This is a genomic window from Haladaptatus rarus (assembly GCF_054177585.1).
Genome location: NZ_JBPEHG010000009.1, coordinates 33,289 through 47,361 on the forward strand (window position 1 = coordinate 33,289; position 14,073 = coordinate 47,361).

15 protein-coding genes and 1 pseudogene are annotated in these 14,073 nt (G+C 51.4%); 8 read left to right on the forward strand and 8 right to left on the reverse strand.

The annotated features are described in order from the left end of the window. Positions 1–20 precede the first annotated feature (20 nt). On the reverse strand, positions 21–965 hold the full coding sequence (locus ACR3FE_RS18160; protein WP_458208824.1) for a VOC family protein: 945 nt from the start codon (positions 963–965) through the stop codon (positions 21–23). Between the two features lie 1,157 nt (positions 966–2,122). Between ACR3FE_RS18160 and ACR3FE_RS18165 the strand changes: the two genes are divergently transcribed. Beyond that, on the forward strand, positions 2,123–2,386 hold the full coding sequence (locus ACR3FE_RS18165) for a HalOD1 output domain-containing protein (RefSeq protein ID WP_458208826.1): 264 nt from the start codon (positions 2,123–2,125) through the stop codon (positions 2,384–2,386). A gap of 21 nt (positions 2,387–2,407) precedes the next feature. Here the strand turns inward: ACR3FE_RS18165 and ACR3FE_RS18170 are convergent, their stop codons facing one another. The 3 genes and pseudogenes from ACR3FE_RS18170 to ACR3FE_RS27795 form a co-directional block, all read right to left on the reverse strand. Beyond that, positions 2,408–2,752 (reverse strand): DUF7344 domain-containing protein, encoded by a 345-nt coding sequence (locus ACR3FE_RS18170; RefSeq protein ID WP_458208828.1) that lies wholly within the window; start codon positions 2,750–2,752, stop codon positions 2,408–2,410. A 49-nt stretch (positions 2,753–2,801) separates the two neighbouring features. Continuing rightward, positions 2,802–3,539 (reverse strand): helix-turn-helix domain-containing protein, encoded by a 738-nt coding sequence (locus tag ACR3FE_RS18175; protein WP_458208830.1) that lies wholly within the window; start codon positions 3,537–3,539, stop codon positions 2,802–2,804. Between the two features lie 81 nt (positions 3,540–3,620). After that, positions 3,621–3,770: pseudogene (locus tag ACR3FE_RS27795) on the reverse strand (PIN domain-containing protein); the annotation flags it as partial. 637 nt (positions 3,771–4,407) lie between these two features. Between ACR3FE_RS27795 and ACR3FE_RS18180 the strand changes: the two are divergent. Continuing rightward, a complete protein-coding gene (locus ACR3FE_RS18180; RefSeq protein WP_458208832.1) occupies positions 4,408–4,983 on the forward strand; it encodes a DoxX family protein in 576 nt (191 codons plus the stop codon). 265 nt (positions 4,984–5,248) lie between these two features. Here ACR3FE_RS18180 and ACR3FE_RS18185 read toward each other — a convergent pair whose 3' ends face one another. Then, complete coding sequence (locus ACR3FE_RS18185) at positions 5,249–5,611, reverse strand: SWIM zinc finger family protein (protein WP_458208833.1); 363 nt, start codon at positions 5,609–5,611, stop codon at positions 5,249–5,251. A gap of 86 nt (positions 5,612–5,697) precedes the next feature. Between ACR3FE_RS18185 and ACR3FE_RS18190 the strand changes: the two genes are divergently transcribed. Beyond that, positions 5,698–6,294, forward strand: a complete 597-nt coding sequence (locus tag ACR3FE_RS18190) for a winged helix-turn-helix domain-containing protein (RefSeq protein ID WP_458208834.1) — start codon at positions 5,698–5,700, stop codon at positions 6,292–6,294. A gap of 27 nt (positions 6,295–6,321) precedes the next feature. After that, positions 6,322–6,774 (forward strand): toxin-antitoxin system TumE family protein, encoded by a 453-nt coding sequence (locus tag ACR3FE_RS18195; protein WP_458208972.1) that lies wholly within the window; start codon positions 6,322–6,324, stop codon positions 6,772–6,774. Positions 6,775–6,852: 78 nt separating this feature from the next. On the opposite strand, the gene ACR3FE_RS18200 is transcribed toward ACR3FE_RS18195, so the two are convergent. Then, the gene (locus ACR3FE_RS18200; RefSeq protein WP_458208835.1) at positions 6,853–7,242 is read right to left on the reverse strand and encodes an SWIM zinc finger family protein; all 390 of its coding nucleotides are present in this window, start codon (positions 7,240–7,242) and stop codon (positions 6,853–6,855) included. A 172-nt stretch (positions 7,243–7,414) separates the two neighbouring features. Here ACR3FE_RS18200 and ACR3FE_RS18205 point away from each other — a divergent pair, with 172 nt between their 5' ends. Continuing rightward, the gene (locus tag ACR3FE_RS18205; RefSeq protein WP_458208836.1) at positions 7,415–7,654 is read left to right on the forward strand and encodes a hypothetical protein; all 240 of its coding nucleotides are present in this window, start codon (positions 7,415–7,417) and stop codon (positions 7,652–7,654) included. Positions 7,655–7,732: 78 nt separating this feature from the next. Here the strand turns inward: ACR3FE_RS18205 and ACR3FE_RS18210 are convergent, their stop codons facing one another. Continuing rightward, positions 7,733–7,900 (reverse strand): DUF1931 domain-containing protein, encoded by a 168-nt coding sequence (locus ACR3FE_RS18210; RefSeq protein ID WP_458208837.1) that lies wholly within the window; start codon positions 7,898–7,900, stop codon positions 7,733–7,735. Between the two features lie 1,169 nt (positions 7,901–9,069). Between ACR3FE_RS18210 and ACR3FE_RS18215 the strand changes: the two genes are divergently transcribed. From ACR3FE_RS18215 to ACR3FE_RS18225, 3 genes are all read left to right on the forward strand, one after another. After that, entirely contained in the window at positions 9,070–9,204 is a 135-nt protein-coding gene (locus ACR3FE_RS18215) for a hypothetical protein (protein WP_458208839.1), read from the forward strand. Positions 9,205–9,822: 618 nt separating this feature from the next. Continuing rightward, a complete protein-coding gene (locus ACR3FE_RS18220; protein ID WP_458208841.1) occupies positions 9,823–10,764 on the forward strand; it encodes a malectin domain-containing carbohydrate-binding protein in 942 nt (313 codons plus the stop codon). Positions 10,765–11,610: 846 nt separating this feature from the next. Continuing rightward, positions 11,611–11,991: a winged helix-turn-helix transcriptional regulator gene (locus ACR3FE_RS18225; protein WP_458208842.1), complete on the forward strand. Its 381-nt coding sequence runs from the start codon at positions 11,611–11,613 to the stop codon at positions 11,989–11,991. 22 nt (positions 11,992–12,013) lie between these two features. On the opposite strand, the gene ACR3FE_RS18230 is transcribed toward ACR3FE_RS18225, so the two are convergent. After that, on the reverse strand, positions 12,014–13,975 hold the full coding sequence (locus tag ACR3FE_RS18230) for a S8 family serine peptidase (protein WP_458208844.1): 1,962 nt from the start codon (positions 13,973–13,975) through the stop codon (positions 12,014–12,016). Positions 13,976–14,073: the final 98 nt, after the last annotated feature.

The following is a 14,073-nucleotide window of genomic DNA, read 5'->3' on the forward strand; positions in this document are numbered from 1 at the left end:
TGTTCTTTGGTTAACGCAGCTTAGTTACCATCATATGCTGTTTGCAGTTCTGCAATGTCGAGCTTCTTCATCTCCAGCAGTGCCTCCATCATGCGCGCATTGGCCTCTGGGTCGTCGTCCGGCAACTCGTTCAGCATCGTCGGCGTAATCTGCCACGAGACACCGTATTTGTCCTTCAGCCAGCCACACTGTTCGGCCTCGGGTGCCGCGCTGAGTGCGTCCCAGAGTTCGTCGATTTCGTCCTGGGTTTCACAGTTGACGATGAGGGAGATGGCTTCGTTGAACGCGAAGTCCTGTTCAACGCCGGTATCCATAACAGCCAGCCAGACGTCCTCAACTTTGAAATCTCCGAAGGCAAGCGCCCCTTTCTCGGCCGGACCGGTGTCTTCCGGGTAACGTTCCAGGTGGCCCAGTTCGGTATCCGCGAAGACACTGGTGTAAAAGTCGATAGCTTTCTCGGCTTTGTTGACGTTGTCCTGTGTAAACATGAGGGACGGCACCAGATCCGGCCGCCAGTCGCCTTCGTTGCTGGGGAGAATGAGCTGCCACGTGACACCATATCGATCCTGCACCCAGCCGTAATAGTCGCTGAATGGATGTTCATCAAGCTGGATGAGCACTTCCCCACCATCAACAAGTCGTGCCCATAACTCATCGATTTCCTCTTTTGTTTCTCGACTCACGAAAAACGATATCGACGGGTTGAAACTGAACTCCGGCCCACCGTTGAGCGCGACAAACGAGAACCCCTCAACCTGGAAGGCAACCGTCATCACGCTACCGGCTTCCCTGCCGGTTATTTCCTGCCCGGCATCCGGGTAATGGGTCGTGCCCTTGATCTCCGCGTTGTCAAACACGGAGGTATAAAACTCTGCGGCTTCCACTGCCTGGTCATCGAACCAGAGATTCGGAGTGATTTTTTGCCTGGATTCGACCGCATTTTCTGTTTCAGGATATGATGTCATGCCTACACCTCTCCAGTAGAGATAGGCTAGCAAGCGTCATATAAATGCGCCAAGTGCAGTGAAAGTGAACCTGTACTACCCGTGCTTCCGTTTAATATAGAAGAAAAACATGTGATATTTAATATTAGATAGAAGAACGAACAAGACAGGTTTTGATCCTGCCTATATTTTTCCTAAAAATACGATTATTGAGCCTGATCGGGGAATATCAGTTGAACTTGACAAACAAGTACTGAGTACGAACGAAGGAATCGTCTATCTTTATGATAGTGATGACAAATAGCGTGGAAGCCACAGTTATTTTTAGAATACGATAATATTAGATAGCACGACAAATCCACACACGATACCGTCCCAAATCAAGCGATTTTTTTGCTACGACGAGGTTAACTCGCTTCTTTCACAATCAAGTGTTGAAGCAGTCGTTGCTCAAGTATCAACATCTATTACGCCAACGAGTCACACTGAAACCAATTTGAACCTCTGAATTGGAACGTGTCGAACTTACTCGATTGAATGAGTACTATGCTGATTTGCCCCGACTAACGAAACTTATTCTGCGAAAATGGACTCTGGCTGTCCGTTCCTGACCAGCACAACAGACGTTGGTAGTGGTACAGCCCGTGGGACAGTCATCCTAGTACCTGCGGGTGATGGTCATATCCGGCGTTGACTGAAGGGACTGTCCAGTGTGCTACAACGAGTTTGAAGTGGACTGGTTGAGGCCAATGGATTGTCTTCTGTGAAGTAGTAGCAGGACTGTCATTGGTAGTGGGTCGATGGGCTGTCTGTTAGAGCGCAAATGATTGTGGAAGAAGAGGGCGTCTTCCGGTAGTGTACCGCCGAGTTACTCCGGAACTATGGTGTGGCAATAGTGGACTGTCAGGCTGGCTGGTGCTGGTTGTCTGTGCTGTTGGGTTTCACGTGAAAGACGGGGTGTTTGACGTCAGGGTGGGCACCCTGTGTCTGCCTGGCCGACTGTCCATAGGGTGAGAGTTTGTAAGGGGGTGACATGCTAGTGAGTTGGTGGTAGGCGTGGGCAGGGGCTGTTATCGGGAAGACGAGGTGTTCGACTCAGTGAGATTGTTCGGAGAGTGTGTGATATGTTACCGAGTAGCCCCTAAAAACTATTAGCACACCTTGCTTGAGCAGAGCGTATGGAGAACACGTCATCATCGCAGCCAGAGCTATCGATACGAACGACAGGTCCAGACACCGAGTCGATCACTGCTGCTGTGGTGACGGCAGTGACTGAAGCGAATGGCACGAAGCCTGCGACGCCCCTCTACGAGGTGATTGACCCAGATGCCCTCGAAGCGCTCTATCAGCATGGGTCACCGGAAGTGAGCTTTGAGTATATTGGGTATCACGTTACGGTGCATTCTGACCGAACGGTTTCCATTGCTGACGTAGATTCGTAGAGTGCTACGAGTTGGTTTCGTTCACATCCGATTCATGCCACCGTCACCGAGGCTCTGTCCTGCCTGCAATAGTGCTTCGAGACGAGGATGTTCCGTGTACGAAACGAGCTGCAGTGAGGAATTGTACTCGATCACGCCATGATCAGCGAGTTTGGGCAGATGGAGATGATGGAGCCGAATCACGAGGGGCTCTCGGTCAGTGTCTGTGTGTCTCTCGAGATGTTCAGCGAGTGCCTCGAGCGGCACAGGTTGATCGGCATGTGTAACAAGGTACGTAAGGATATGACGGCGGTGTCTATCTGCCAGGAGTTTGAATAGCTCGTCAAGCGAACATCGCTTGTCTGGGTGGTCCGAAGAAGAGTCCATCAATTTCACTGCCAGCAAAATGGATTTGCTGGCAGATTAAAATGGTACTTTACTGGTCAACCTCCATGCTAAATTCACTGTCCTCCAAGAGGTGTTCGAATACTGTTGCATATGCCTTTCGGAGATGTTCATGAAAGGCTTGCTTTGAAATACCCATCCTCTCTGCTAGTTCCTCACCCGTACTCATCCGGGGTTGCCCGTAGTACCCACTGAAGTACGCGATCCGCAATGCGGTCAATTGTCGTTCAGTTAACTGGTCTTCGATGATGTGTCGAAAGACATTGACTGTTTGAATTGTGTGAGAGGAAACAAGATCGAGATCCGGATAGATGTCGTGAACAGCATCGATAACCATGTCTGTTTGAACACTCGACGGAAATTCTGCGACGACATGGACTCCATCCTCATCATACACGGCAGCTTTGGTGTCGCCATCGAATGTATCGAAGGCTGAGAACAACGACGAGGTATCACCGTGAACCTCAAGGCGATGGGTATCGCCAACCGTGCTCAATAGTCGGGCATCGAGAGTAGTTGGGAAGTTTACGACTGTTGTGCAAAGTCGATCGGGGGAGGTGTGAGTGACCGTCCAGTACTGGAGGTGAGTCCCATCGTCTAGTTGGACGACAGAATTCACTGTAATTGTTACCGGTTCATCGAACGCCTCTCGAAATGGCTTTGCGAGATCATCGGAATGAAATTCGAGTCTGAGGCGTGGATCTCTGGGGGGAACGTCGTCACTCGCTGTTGAGCGTTCTGTGGTGTTGTCTAGTGGTTTATCCGCCATTAGCAACGGGTAGGTATCGTGTCGTCAAAACCCTCCTGTCTTCTGTACACCGCTACGATGAAGAATCGAGCTCGTGGAAGCTTAGTCGTCAAACTCAGCTGCGGTAATCGTCTCGAGGAATTCGACACTGACATACCGATATTCAATCCGGTTTGTAAACCCATGATTGGGAAGTAACGTTTCAGCAGCCCGTCCTGCTGGTTTGTCTATGGTGAAGAGGACAACAGAGTCTGGAAATCAGCGTATGGCTTGCGAATTAGTTTCAAGCGTCTTCCTACGTTCACCGAGTACGATCTACTGGCTCGCACTCGGTACACTATTTCCGTGTCCGAACCACCTGAGAATGTTGGTAGTCCCGTTTTGAAACGTGGAGTGGATAGCAGTCCGCGGGAAATCAATTCCCCCACGCTTGTCGAGCTGACACCATCTTTTTTGTGAGTAACTTGTTTGCGCTCGACACGCAAAGTTTGGTACTGGGTGGCTTACGCTCACTGGCTCAACGATTATATATCGGTATCTGACTCTGTGATTGGGGTTTGTTTGACAAATTAGCGACACTGAGATTCGACGAGACATAGACTAAAACGGAAGCGCAGGTTTGCTCGGCAGTTCCTTCCGTCTCGCTTTCACGATGGATCGCCTGGGAAGCCATCGAGGCCATCGCAGTCACAGTCCTTCGGTGGCCCGCTCTCGTCGTCGATCGGTGTCTTAGTATCTTCACTCTCGTCGCTATTCACTGAGACAAAAATGAGTCGATAGTAGAGCTAAATAATTTCTATAACCATACAAATCCATGATACAGCCTATCTAAATACAGTTATATACTTCGTCGTTGTTTTAGAAAGTAGGAAGTTTTTCTTCCGATACCATGACTGCATCCACCATCTCTCCAGACACTCGCAACACCTTCGAAAGTACCATCGGCGGCTACACGGTCGGCACCCGTGCGCACAGCCTCTCTGCCTGGTTCGTCCTCGCGCTTCGGCTCATGATGGGGTGGGCGTTCGCCTACTCCGGATTTACGAAGATCGTCGCAGTTGAACCATTCAGTGCTGGCGGCTACCTTACCAACGTCGCTGCGACCAACGGTAACCCGATCGCAGGCCTGTTCGCCTGGATGGGCGCGACCCCGTGGTTCGTCGAATTCGCGAACGTCGCCGTCCCGTGGGGCGAGCTGTTCATCGGTCTTGGACTGCTCGTCGGCGCGGTCGTCCGTCTTGCGGCGTTCTTCGGCGCGCTCATGATGCTCATGTTCTACTTCGGGAACTGGGACATCGCTCACGGCGTTATCAACGGAGACTTCGCGTACATGCTCGTCTTCCTGGCCGTTGCGGCGTTCGGTGCCGGCCGGATCCTCGGTCTCGATGCCTGGATTGAGAACTACGAGATCAGTGGGCGGTCACTCCTCGAGCGCTACCCAATCCTCGAGTACGTCCTCGGGTAGAATCTGACAACTGAGCCTATACCGCTTCCCTGTTAGAATCGATCCACCATTCGTTCTTCGCCTTTATTACTATATGCCAAATTTAGTAACCACGTCGTGTATATATACGTACGTGCGCCTAGACGGGAAGACCAGCGGTGTCTCTGGTGCGGTACGGTCGCAACTCTTCGCATCCACGTTGTCGATGCACACCGTGAGCGTGTACTGGTCAGCGATTTGCGAAAGCGTTTGTTAACGAGTCTTCGAAAAGAGGGTTTGAGCGGAGTTACTCCGGCAGTTCCTTCCGTCCCATTCGCCCGCATGGCCAGCACGGGAAGTCACCGAGACCAGCGCAGTCACAGTCTTCCAGTTCGGCATCGTTGTCGTTCTCGGACGGGAAGGCCTCAAGCGTCCCGTCGTCCGCCACGTTTTCGACGGCAGCCATGTGTTTGCAGTAGGCGTTGCGGTGGACATGGTGCGGGCAGGTGCAGGCCAGCAGTTCCTCGGTCACGTCGTCGATGGAGACGGTGTACTGGTGGGCTGCAGGGTTCTCGTGGCTCTCGTTGGTGACTTCGACGAGTCCGGGGGCATGGATGTCGAAGGCGAATTGTTCGGCCTGTGCGCGTTTCTGAGCGATTTCGAGAAACACGGAGATGGTATCTTGGAGGCCACAAGGTGAGAAAATATGGGTTCTTGGGAAAATCTATATTTGCCTGTAGCTCTTAGAGGGGTATAATGCCGGATACAGATCCACCATGGGAAGGAGACGTTAACGAAGCAGTCGTTGAGGAATGGAAAGCGGAGACGACACCATTCGAACGTGTCCGTGAGGTACTGCTGTCAACGACTAACCCACAGTACGCCAAGGAACTCGCCGAGCGTGCCCGTGTAAGTGAGCCAACTGCTCGAAAACATCTTCAAATCCTCGCCGAAGCAGGTATCGCTCAGACGGTGAGTACAGGACGCGGAGAACAATACAAGCGCTCACGACAGACCGTCGCGATGCAGCGCATTAGCGAGTTGCATACCCAGCTCTCCCGCGAAGAGCTCGCAAATGGTATTCAAGACCTCCGAGAGCAGGTACAGGCGTATCAAGACGAATATAGTGCAACGACTCCAGATGATCTTGCACTCCAAATAGAGTCCGCAGAGACTGACGAGTGGGCAGCCGTTTCTGAATGGCGAGCACTCGAAAAGAACCTTCACGTTGCACAGGCGGCACTTGCACTCTATGATTTCACTCCCGATAGTGGTGATCGTACCGAGGCAACGGGAAGTAATGGATCTCGTGGAGCGTTCGCCCATGGAACCGATTCGGGAACACTCGTCTGAGAGATGGTAGGCGATTCAACTGCCGGAATCTCTTCTGACGAGCTAACTGGTGCTATCGGGCCGCCTGATGCGGCTGAGATGCAGACGATACGAGATATTGTTCTTCAGGAAGAACCCCTCGTTGAGGGCGCGGTGTTCGATAATGTTCTCTCTCCGAAAGAACTCCATGGTACATTTGCTGATGGAATTGGAGACGCTACGTGGTGTCGATTCGATATCACGTGGTACGCATCCGGTGCATACCGATTTCACTACGTGGATGATGCCGATGTTAACTGGCGATTCGATCGCCATCCGAATACTCATTCTCCCGAAAAGCATTTCCACGAACCACCGGAAGCAAACTCGCAAACGGCAATTCGGTCATGTATAGAGGTCGAGGAACCGCACCTTGTTACTCGAGCCGTGTTGAAACTATGGCGTCGGGGTTACGAGACTGAGAGTTTTGCCGAGCTCAATACCGCTCAAAACCCACCGTGATGGTGTCCATGAGCATTCGCTGGTCGATGAAATTCAAAATTAGAAGTTGATGTGATAGAGAAAAAAGCAGAGTACGGGTTAGTTCGGCAGTTCTTTTCGTCCCGTTCGCACGCATGGCCAGCACGGGAAGCCGTCGAGACCGTCGCAGTCACAGTCTTCAGGTTCGGCATCGTCTTCGTCTTCCGAAGGGAACACATCGAGCGTCCCGTCGTCCGCCACGTTTTCGACGGCGGCCATGTGCTTGCAGAACGCATCACGGTGGACGTGATGCGGGCACGTACAGACCATCAGTTCGGCGGTCACGTCGTCGATGGAGACGGTGTACTGGTGGGCTGCGGGGTTCTCGTGGCTCTCGTTGGTGACTTTGATGAGCCCGGGGGCATCGACATCGAAGGCAAATTGTTCCCACTGTGCGCGTTTCTGTGCCGTCTCGTCAGCTTCAAGTTCACTAGGCAATTTCGTTGACATGGTCTTCTGGTCCTATTGGAAGACCGGTGCCGGGTGCTGGAACACCCGGTGCGTTTCTACACACGCCCAAGGGCACCGTTCTTCCTACTTATTCCTTGTACGGCATAGGTGATAAAACCATCGGTTCCTTACAAAGAATAAGCTTATATCGTGCGGAAATGAATGAGTGGGTATGACAGAGAACGATGAGAGGGCGCGTAATGAGAGCGGGGAATATGTCCAAGAGCACACTGAAGAGGCCGTGTTAGAGGTCATGAAACCGCTCGAACCCTACATGACGAGCGAGATCGCGGACGAGCTTGGATGGTCCCGACGGTCGGCCTACAACGTTCTCACTCGACTGCATGAGAACGACGAAATTCGGAAGAAGAAGCCCGAACCACGGCGTGTTATTTGGATTCGACCGGAATAGCGGTCCGTCAGTAGGGAAATGAGTGCTGTATAGCGACGAACAAAAAACAGGTTGCTGCTACTGTGAGTCGATGAGCGGCTACAAATCGCGCGCTTGGACGGTTTTGCGATCGTTTTCTTCGGCTCGACGAGCAGCGTTGTCGAGGACTGCTGCGACTTCCTCATCGAGCGCGTCGTAGAAATCACTCGCCACATTCTGTCCTTCGAGCTGTTCTTTCACTGCCGCTTTGACGATCAAATCGCCCATACAAGCATTTAGATGATATAATACTACAAAAAGACAGCGGCAAAATAGTCGAGAGGGGACCAGTAATTCGGATCACTGATGAGGATATTCTTCGAGTGATTCGTGCGTCCGAGTTTCCGGCAGTGACCGCTCGGTGGGTTGCAGATACGGTTGAAATAGAGCGGCGGCCAGTGCATCAGCGGCTCGAGGAGTTGTATGAACAGGGTGCGTTAGAACGTTGAATCATTGAGTCCGTGGGTGGTTATCTGGTGGATTAAAAAGGAATAGTTCACATGATACCCAACTCCAAGAACTGCTCGCTCGTTGGCTAGACATTGCCCTTTCTGGAGAAAAATACAATTCAAAACAAAATACAAATATAGTATTATCATATACATATAAAATCAAATCATTATGAAATCTATCGGATAGTCGAATTCTAATAATTCAATAATTGAAATTCATAGATTCGGGATATTAGTTGTAAAGAACATTCGAAAACGTTCAAAAGTACCTTCTGCGATATCAAAGTCGGGATTCATGGCCTTCATACTAAAGCGAACGGAACTCGGAGCTACGGTTGTAATAAGTTTAGTGATGGCTATCATTTATTGGTATGCGTCCAATGTCGGCGGAAGACAACGGTGGTTTTCGGTTGCCACTGCGATTGTAGGTACGTTTGTTGGAGCGTATGTAATCTTTCGAGTACGGCGGAATACACTCGAAGGGGCACTTACCGAATCCGATGAAACACGTGAGAGCGAATTAGTCGATGAGGCCGTGGAGTGATACTCCGACTTGTCCCGTTTCGAGTTGAGAACGTCACCGAGCGAGCAAATCGACAAAATCCGTCGAACGACTGAACATATACTCGAACAGCACAACATTCTCAGGAAAATCAGCTGGGAGAGAGGACGTCCATCTCGAGTCATCCTCCGGATTTGGACAAAAAACTGACAAGCAGGGGAGAGCCGCTGCGAGACGAATTCAACCGTAGGTTCGCAGCGACGTGTTCCACCGCGTGCGGAATCGTTCGGATCGTGTCCGGCACACCACCCCGCAGTGAGTGGCGCTGCCGAACCACTCGGTCATCACATACCCGATCAACGTACACACAAGGGTTATGTGTCTATCGACCGGGATACACCCTTATCGAAGCCGTCTTGTCACAGCCGCGAGTCCTCCAGCGCATGAGAGCGGCACTCGTCATCATCGACAGCCAGGAACTCGCGCCCGGGCAGGAATGGGGGCGCGTACGATATCACTCACAGCCCATGGTCGGCAGGTCGGCCTCCTCGACGGGCAGATGGGGAACGGCGAGGTAGGTCACGTCAACATCGCACCGGACGCGTCGTCTACCAGGCGGACCCCCGAACCAACGACCCCATCGTGAACCGCGAGGCCGAGTACGAGGCTGCCGTGGAAGTGGTCGAGGAAAACTACGTCCGCGGCGAAACCGACGTTCGTCGCCGACGGGCCGGCGCTCCAAGACGGCGAGATCTACATTTGCACAACGGACCAACAGGCTGAATTGTCTCGTTACACTGCTATATTGGGAACTATCGACAGTCGGGAATATGTGATGACTACTCAGACGTGACGATAACGTGCAGGAATTGGTTGTATTCTTCAATCGCCCTGTCTTCCCAGCTGACGGTTGCATATGCAGCGCGGTGCTTATCACTTGGTTCGTTTGTTTGATGATCAACCCTTTCTCCACAAGTCGGTCAATGCTCGGATAGAGGCGACCGTGATTGAGTGGCTCTGGATATATCGTTTCCAAGGCTACCGGAGATCGCTCCCCCTCAGCTGGCCTCAATTGATAGATGAGACAGAAGAAGTGAGCGACGCGATTCGTTCCGCCTGGATTGCACTTTAATCGGCATATAATTAACTCAGTAGGGTGATGAACCATCAAAAATGAAGCGGATCACTTGCGGGGTGTGAGAGACGTGCCAGGTTCTTCATCCGATGGTTTCACACACGGCGTCCTGATCGGGGGTGGCATCGTCTTCTTCGTCGCAGGACTCGTCATCGTGGCCGGAGTTCCGGGTGGTATCCTGGGCCCAGCAGTTGGTGGTAGCAACCAGACGACCGCCGCTCCAGGTTCGACGATGTCCACGGTAGTGCAAACCAGTGCCGAATCGACCAAACATTCGGCGACGACGAACAGTCCTACAACGAAAAAATCGACGACAGCGACGTCGACCTCGGTGTCTTCGACCACGGCGGCACCGACCACGTCAACCACGCAGTCGACGTCAACCACGCAGTCGACGTCAACCACGCAGTCGACGTCAACCACGCAGTCACGGAGTCCGGTGATTTACCGGATCAACGTCGGTGGGTCGCGACTTCCGGCGATGAATGGCGGGCCAGATTGGTTGTCCGATAGCGAACAAAACCCGTCACGGTTCGGCAATGCACTCTGGAGTGGAAGTCACACGAACACCACCGACGATTCGGTGGCGATGACGGCCGCGGTTCCGGCCGGGACGCCCGAAGCGATATTCCACAGTCAGCGATGGGACGCAGACACGAAAGATCACAATGACGATACGGAGATGCAGTATCGCTTCCCGGTCGAAAACGGTCAGTACGAAGTTCGACTGTACTTCGCCGAGACGTATCTCGACGATTCGCTCAACAAGCAAGTCGGCCCACGTAAGTTCAGCGTCGAAATCGGGGATGAAGAGGTCCTCCACGATTACGACATGTACAAAGAACTCGGCCACGACAGAGGGACGATGAAATCGTTCACAGTGAAAGTCGAGGAGGGCGTCATCAACGTTCGATTCAAACACAAGGAAGAAGATCCGATACTGTCGGGTATCTCGATTGTCCGTGTGGAGAGCGGAAAGGAGAAAAACGATCACCAGCAGTGACCGCTCGCTAGGTGGCGGATATGTTTGGCATTGAGCGGCCGTCTGCGCATCGATGGCTCGAGGAGTTGCATGCAGAGGGTGAGTTAGAATGTGGGAAATTGAGTCCCCGGATGGTTACCTGGTGGATTCCAGAGAAAGAGTGAATAGATTTCTCGATTCACGGATTACGTCGAAATGCGTGGTGACAGACAGGACACTTTCGTTCGAGTTCATCGATCACGCAATCACTTGTATTACCGGTCCATCCACAGTCAGGACATTGAGTGAGGCCTGGACTCATTTCGTTTCTCAACGGCTTCCTGTTCTAACTACTTTGGGAATGCAAGAGATGCCCTGATTCGATGATCGGGTCAACGATTATATTTCCAAGCCACAAATATACAATATTATATTTATAGGATTGTAATATTCCATATCAAAGGCTGAGTAGAGGCGCTCTATTCCGCGATACTACCGAATTGAGCCAATATCGACCCATAAAACCGAGTTGGGATGGTGACATGAATACAAGAGTATAAGGTTGGATGAGTAATAGGAATCGGGATTACTCGATTTAGTCCTGTTTTCGGTTGTCTGAAGCCGTGGAAGACTGCATTTATGATTTCGATCCAGCTTCAGAATCCTGAGGCTGGATTCTATCACCGGAAACCAGCCCTAAGCGATTATATGCAATTTTAAAGCCGTCAAACTGGTCTACGTACCACCAAATTCTTCCAAAGTAATAGGAGGTGCGAACAAATGGAATGAGGATCGATAGTGATGGGAATATTATGGGAGCAAGACGTTATTGTTCTAGGGGGTTTGATCCCGCGGCGGTTTTTTCTGGTTGGTCGTCGTGAAAAAGGTATGAGTGACACTAGCGGGACTGGCTCAGGCGCTTCTGATTGGATTGAGAACGATAAGGTTCGAGAGATTCTCCAGGAACACCTTGGCGAGACAGATTACGCTATCTACCGAGAGCTCAACACTCTCGGTCGAATCTCGGATACGGAACTGGGCGAACGAGTTGGCCTCTCCTGGACTGCTGCTCGTCGCCGGCGGAAGAAATTGATCGAAGAGGGAATCATCGATATCCTCGCTGTGATGGTGTTGCAGCGTGCAGAACTGGCGTACGCAGATATCCGGTTATGCTTCGATACAGCAGCCACAAACGAGGACGTCAACAAATTCATCGATCAGTTCATCCAGGAAGAACTCATCTACGAAATTGACGAGTACATACTGTGACACGGGAGAGAACACGTGTGGTTTAAATCAATCCACGTCCCCGTAGTGCGAAGTAGCCGACTTGCTCTGAAATGTGATTCGTCTCAGTATCATCGCTCTTTTCTTCTTCAATACGCATCTCAACGCTGTCCCGTCCAAGATTTCGACATCGAACGCCAGCGGTATCAGATCCGTTGAACGTCTGTATATTCGCTAGGAAAATCGGATTAACTCCATATTTTCGTGTCAGTGTAGTTGATTTCCATGTATTAGTACAGTTCGAGATACGCTTTGCCTCGTAGATCTTCGCTCCGTTGCGACCACGGCCATGATCGATAGCGATATATCCGACTCGCTCACCCGTATGCGAACCCTTGGTCTCTTCTTCTTGGAGACGAACGTCAAACCCGTTTGTTTCGATATTCTTCAAGCGCGTAACGATCGCGTTCGGTCCGTTGAACGTCTGAGCCTGGCCAAGAACGATCGGCTTCCGATTGAACGACTGGGGGAAGTCGACGAACTCGAAGGTCTGATTCACTCCATTCACTTGGTGGACTTCTACGTGCGTGCCGTCCTCAAGGATGTGCGAACCAGCCTCCATGACGAGATAGGATACTTCCTCGGTTGTATGGCTTCCATCCAGATAATCCCATTCTTCAAGTTTATATTCGAAGCTGCTCTCAGTCACGTTGCGAATTCTGACGTGACACGGCTGAGTACCATTGTACGACCCCGGAGTCATGATTACGACCGGATTGGCGTACGAGCCTTCAAAAGAGATAGTATGCCACGCTCCAGGGCTTGATTGATTACTGGACACCCGATCGACTTCACCGATGTTAGGGGTCTCCTTTGCGGCTACAGCGTCGACTAATCCGAACCCTTGTTTGTCTTCCGAGAGACCAATGTCTTCGGCAGTGTTACGGAGCCGGTGGCGAGCTTGCGTATGTGAAAGGCTACCCCCTTCTGGGGACATCAACAATCCAGCTACACCGCTAACGTGTGGACACGCCATCGACGTACCCGATTTGTATCCATAACCACCGGGAAGAGTCGAGTATATCTCCGATCCAGGGGCAGCCAGTTCAACCTCGGAACCTACGTTCGAGAAGTCAGAAAGTGTATCATTTTTTGTCGTCGAACTAACCGCGATCACTTCTGAGTATGCAGCCGGATATGTAACTGGGCCGTGATTGTCATTTCCCGCACACGCTACGAGAAGAACACCGTTGTCGTGGGCGTATTTGCAGGCATCCGCAACCGTTTGTGAATAATCATCGCCGGTAATGCTCAGATTCGCAACATCATATCCCTGGTCGGCCGCCCATTGGATACCCGCGGCAATCCACGACCATCGCCCCCAGTTGTCCGAGTTAAGAACTTTCCCGGCGTGAAGCTTTAGTGCAGGCGCAGCTCCGATGATACCCTGTAAATTGTCGTTTGCAGCAGCAATGCCCGCACAGTGGGTTCCGTGTCCCGTATCGTCATCCCAGGAATTAGTATTTGGAACAAACGATTTCCCAGTCCCGAGATGGGCTTGTAGATCTGGATGATTCTTATCAATTCCCGAATCGATAACGGCAATGTGAGCGCCGGAACCGGTGAATCCAGCATTACTGGTTTTATTGGCATCAATCCGATCAACGCCCCAGGGCAGAGTCTGTCCACCCCCCCGGTATTTACCATCTCGCTCGATATAACGTACATCAGGACGCCGCTCAAGTGCTTCGATAGCCTGTCTTGAGAATCTACCAGCTACCGCTTGCTTGTCTGACTCAAGTTGCAGAATATGATCAACTGAGTGAGCATGTCTTCTCGCGGCGTGCGTGCTACCAGACGATTTAGTCCCAACAATATACTGATTGGAGTCTGAAGCGCCGGTTTGTTCCTGGACTTCCCCGAGTCCAATAATCCCTTTGAAAACACTACTTGTTGCGACCCCTCTTAATAATTTTCGTCGCGAAAATATCCCATCAACATTTTTACTTAAGTCTGTCAATCTCATATCGTAACTGCATCAATTAGATACTATTATAAATATTTGTGCGATGTTACTTGGTTAACGCCAGCACTCGGCATAACGTCTCCTCTCACAACCATTTC

What these genes read in the sequence shown, in the direction of transcription:
- ACR3FE_RS18160 (WP_458208824.1), bottom strand. Translation starts at nt 965, where the DNA reads ATGACATCATATCCTGAAACAGAAAATGCGGTCGAATCCAGGCAAAAA.
- ACR3FE_RS18165 (WP_458208826.1), top strand. Translation starts at nt 2,123, where the DNA reads ATGGAGAACACGTCATCATCGCAGCCAGAGCTATCGATACGAACGACA.
- ACR3FE_RS18170 (WP_458208828.1), bottom strand. Translation starts at nt 2,752, where the DNA reads ATGGACTCTTCTTCGGACCACCCAGACAAGCGATGTTCGCTTGACGAG.
- ACR3FE_RS18175 (WP_458208830.1), bottom strand. Translation starts at nt 3,539, where the DNA reads ATGGCGGATAAACCACTAGACAACACCACAGAACGCTCAACAGCGAGT.
- ACR3FE_RS18180 (WP_458208832.1), top strand. Translation starts at nt 4,408, where the DNA reads ATGACTGCATCCACCATCTCTCCAGACACTCGCAACACCTTCGAAAGT.
- ACR3FE_RS18190 (WP_458208834.1), top strand. Translation starts at nt 5,698, where the DNA reads ATGCCGGATACAGATCCACCATGGGAAGGAGACGTTAACGAAGCAGTC.
- ACR3FE_RS18200 (WP_458208835.1), bottom strand. Translation starts at nt 7,242, where the DNA reads ATGTCAACGAAATTGCCTAGTGAACTTGAAGCTGACGAGACGGCACAG.
- ACR3FE_RS18205 (WP_458208836.1), top strand. Translation starts at nt 7,415, where the DNA reads ATGACAGAGAACGATGAGAGGGCGCGTAATGAGAGCGGGGAATATGTC.
- ACR3FE_RS18210 (WP_458208837.1), bottom strand. Translation starts at nt 7,900, where the DNA reads ATGGGCGATTTGATCGTCAAAGCGGCAGTGAAAGAACAGCTCGAAGGA.
- ACR3FE_RS18215 (WP_458208839.1), top strand. Translation starts at nt 9,070, where the DNA reads ATGAGAGCGGCACTCGTCATCATCGACAGCCAGGAACTCGCGCCCGGG.
- ACR3FE_RS18225 (WP_458208842.1), top strand. Translation starts at nt 11,611, where the DNA reads ATGAGTGACACTAGCGGGACTGGCTCAGGCGCTTCTGATTGGATTGAG.
- ACR3FE_RS18230 (WP_458208844.1), bottom strand. Translation starts at nt 13,975, where the DNA reads ATGAGATTGACAGACTTAAGTAAAAATGTTGATGGGATATTTTCGCGA.